Below are 3,175 nucleotides of genomic sequence, written 5' to 3' on the forward strand. Positions count from 1 at the left end.
GGCCAGTCATTGGACGCTCCGACGCGAGACATCGGCCGCCTGCAACGATTGGCGACCACGGCCGCGTGCCGACCTATCCGTTTGCACACACCCAAGACCCTCAACGGACATTCAGGCGGCATCGGACGACTTCAACGCTGGTTCAGAATTCTTGGGTCGCAAATCCCGGTGGCTCTCCGCGCGCGCACGAACTTCTTCTTCCATCTTCCGTGACTGAGCGATGCGCCGAACAGCCTCAGCTATCCGGCGGAGGAGCGGCGTGAAGTCGGGTATGATGACGGACGATCCGTCTGCGGACAGTCAGGGCCGAGACGTTGCCGGCACTGGACCGGTTCTCCATGGTGGCTTAGAAAGACCGCCGCCAAATTTCCTCAGGGTTGCGCAGGGCAGATGATAGCCGGCAAGCGCGGCTATGCCGGGTAGCCCTCGCCTAAAGCGTATCCGGTGTGCGTCGAGGTGAGCTTTGATCCTCGTTGAGCAATTCCTGCTCGGCCAAGCGCCAAAAGTCTTCGTCTCGGCCCTCTGGCTTACCTGCCTGCTCCCACAACTCGTAGGCCCGGGCCGCAACGGCTTCATCAATTCGCCTATTCATGGGCCTTCTCCAGACCCTCAACTAGGGGCAATCGGAGGCGTTCCTAATCCGGTCATCCCCAAAAACGTGCCTGTGAACTGAGAAGCCCCCTATTCATAACCACGCGCATTTGTCGCGCTGTTTCACGCCACGTACATAATCGGCGCGCGACGGCCCCAAGCATCCGGGGAGGCTGGGACAGGAGCCGGAACGCCGGGGCCGCGAGCGCGCCACTTGCCCAGCGCACCGAAGCGAGCATGTCGCACCGCCGTCTGTTCCATCTGTTCACTTGTGTACCCTAGATCGTGCTAATTATCCTGCTGGGCATGATTGCACCGGCATTGATGGTCCTCGCACTGCTCTATCGCTGACGCGGCCGCGACGGCCCCAATCGTCCGGGCGGTAGGAGCCGGGACGCTGGGGCCGCGAGCGCGCGGCTTGTCCAGCGCACCGACGCCATCCTCTGCTTTCGGCGCGCTCGCGCGCTTACAAATGATACGTTGCCACATTAAATTCGCGGGAAGCCTGCCTCCAACACATCTTCAGTAGGAACGCGCGCGTGCGACCAACATTGGCTTCGCGCTTCGGGCCAGTATCACACCTTCTGCTCGAAGTCCGGCGCTAGCAGCAGGTACCGGAGGCTGAAGCCGCCCTTTCAGCAAGTGGACGTCATGACCGTCCCGAAACTTTGGAAGCAGAAATGCCTTACACCATCGGGTTTCTGAAGCGAAGCACTGTCGCGGTTTTGACGACCGAAGTCGCGACAGCCAAACACGCACTTGCAGTCATCGCAGCCGTCGAACAGTCCGTGGGCAAGCTCGACTTCATCAGGTCGCCGCAGGAAGGCGACATCGGCATCGAAATGCTTAGGGTGCTGGCAAAGAAGAGGCCGAGGAAATGTCTCAGACATGCGTCTGAAGCATCTGTCGTCGGTCAAGCACATCACGCTCTGACGATCAGCGCTTGGTTGCGGATGCTGGCCTGATCAGCGCCTCGATTTCGCGATCTTCTTTTTGGCTGAGTCTTCTTAGCGACCTTCTTTGATTTCCTGGGCATGGTTTTCTTGGCTGACTTCTTTGCGGCCTTCTTGGCAGATTTCTTTTTGGCAGTTTTTTTGACTGCTTTCTTCTTGCGGCAGCGTTGGAGACGGTTGTCGCCACCTTCTTGACTGACTTGGGGATGCGTCTAGCCGCCGCCTTTTTTGCTTTGTCCGCCACCGTTTTCACGGCGGTCGGCCAGCACTCCGGCCGCGTTGGCAGCAAGGTCGATCATCTGATCTATGATTGGCTTCTGCTCGGAAGAGTTTTTGGCCTGACCTTGAGGCGGTTGCTTTTCGGTATCCATGGGGCGTCCTCCAGAATCGCTGATGAGCCCAATCCATCTCCGTATCCGGGTCGCACCCTACCGCTGGAGGGACCTTATTCCTTCTGCAGTCGCGCGCTAGCGCTCTGTCCTCATATACGGACTGATCTCAGGCGTCGGCTGCAAATCCAGAGCGGCCGCGGCCTACTGCAACGCGATTATCTGAACGGTAGGGTGCACTGAAATCGCGCGCCCCCAATATCGCTCTGAACGGTAGCTCTCAATCTAATGACCCAGGTCGGGCTGGCCGGGGTTCTCCTGTTCGTTCTGAGCGAAACTCGGGACGAGCGGCCTGTCCCACGGTCCCAGGATCAGGAGGCGGAGGCAGCGGAACGTGGGAGGGCGTGAATAGCGAGCGCTTCGCGCTGATATCAGATCCACCAACTTCGCGGAGCACTAGCCCCAAGGCGCCGGTAAGCAGCAGCAGTGCCGAGACGATGACGGCGAGAAATATGCGGTCCATGGTGCGCTACCTTGGAGGCAGTTGCCGACCGGGGTCGCCTCAAATGCCGATCGCATGGTCGGCATAAGGGCCAATGATCGTCGGGCTGCGCCGGTTCCTGGTCCGCGCGACGTCTTATCGTGCTATGCGGCGAGCGATCGTCTGCACGGTAGAGTGCTGAGTTCCGGCCAGCACCACCACCGCCGCAGCGACCTGCGCGGTGGGTGCCTTGCACTCGGTGACGTGGCTTGCGAGCCACACGTCCGACTAAAACGAGGCGATCCGGCGGGTTTCGAATAGACGCGCCAGCGCCATTTGTTCAACCTGTCAGCCATTGGAATGGCGTTGAGATCGGCGGATCATCCCGGCGCTCCTCCAAGGGTCGCCGGGTTTTTCCGGAGTAGCCGAGGGCGCTGCGCCTGAGAGGGACTAGACCCGCCAATCAATCGTCAAATGGCTTTGTGGCTGGCGCGCTGTGGACGTGCTGATCTCCCGCATTACCCTCATCGACACGGGTGCGTGATCGGCCGGCCAGGCGTTGCGGTGTTCTGCCGCATCCCGCAAACCGAATCGCAAATCCAGTCGACTCAAGGATGCGGGGCCTTGGTCTGGCGAGGCCGATCGCGCCCCCCTCTTCAATGCTTGCGCCCGCACCTACCCAAAGCTTGCGGACAGGCTCGGCGCGCCGTGTACAGAGGAGGTGACCTTGCCCCCAAGTTTTATCCAGTCCTGAGTTCGCCCCGGCTGTTGGATTTGCCCGGTTGGACGGTGGCAGCGGCGGGAGCCGGCGCGGAGCCCTC

The 3,175-nt window shown here is 60.7% G+C and carries 4 protein-coding genes; 2 read left to right on the forward strand and 2 right to left on the reverse strand.

The features are described 5' to 3' along the window. A partial coding sequence (locus CT676_RS44995; RefSeq protein WP_205124645.1) for a hypothetical protein occupies positions 1 to 213 on the forward strand: 213 nt, incomplete at its 5' end. A gap of 217 nt (positions 214 to 430) precedes the next feature. On the opposite strand, the gene CT676_RS43290 is transcribed toward CT676_RS44995, so the two are convergent. Continuing rightward, positions 431 to 592: a DUF2934 domain-containing protein gene (locus CT676_RS43290; protein WP_080586918.1), complete on the reverse strand. Its 162-nt coding sequence runs from the start codon at positions 590 to 592 to the stop codon at positions 431 to 433. 679 nt (positions 593 to 1,271) lie between these two features. On the opposite strand from CT676_RS43290, the gene CT676_RS43295 reads away from it, so the two are divergent. Continuing rightward, entirely contained in the window at positions 1,272 to 1,556 is a 285-nt protein-coding gene (locus CT676_RS43295; RefSeq protein WP_244623533.1) for a hypothetical protein, read from the forward strand. Between the two features lie 200 nt (positions 1,557 to 1,756). On the opposite strand, the gene CT676_RS44710 is transcribed toward CT676_RS43295, so the two are convergent. Then, entirely contained in the window at positions 1,757 to 1,915 is a 159-nt protein-coding gene (locus CT676_RS44710) for a hypothetical protein (protein WP_167768356.1), read from the reverse strand. Between the last annotated feature and the right edge of the window lie 1,260 nt (positions 1,916 to 3,175).

Source organism: Bradyrhizobium sp. MOS001 (assembly GCF_004634465.1).
Lineage (GTDB): Bacteria > Pseudomonadota > Alphaproteobacteria > Rhizobiales > Xanthobacteraceae > Bradyrhizobium > Bradyrhizobium barranii.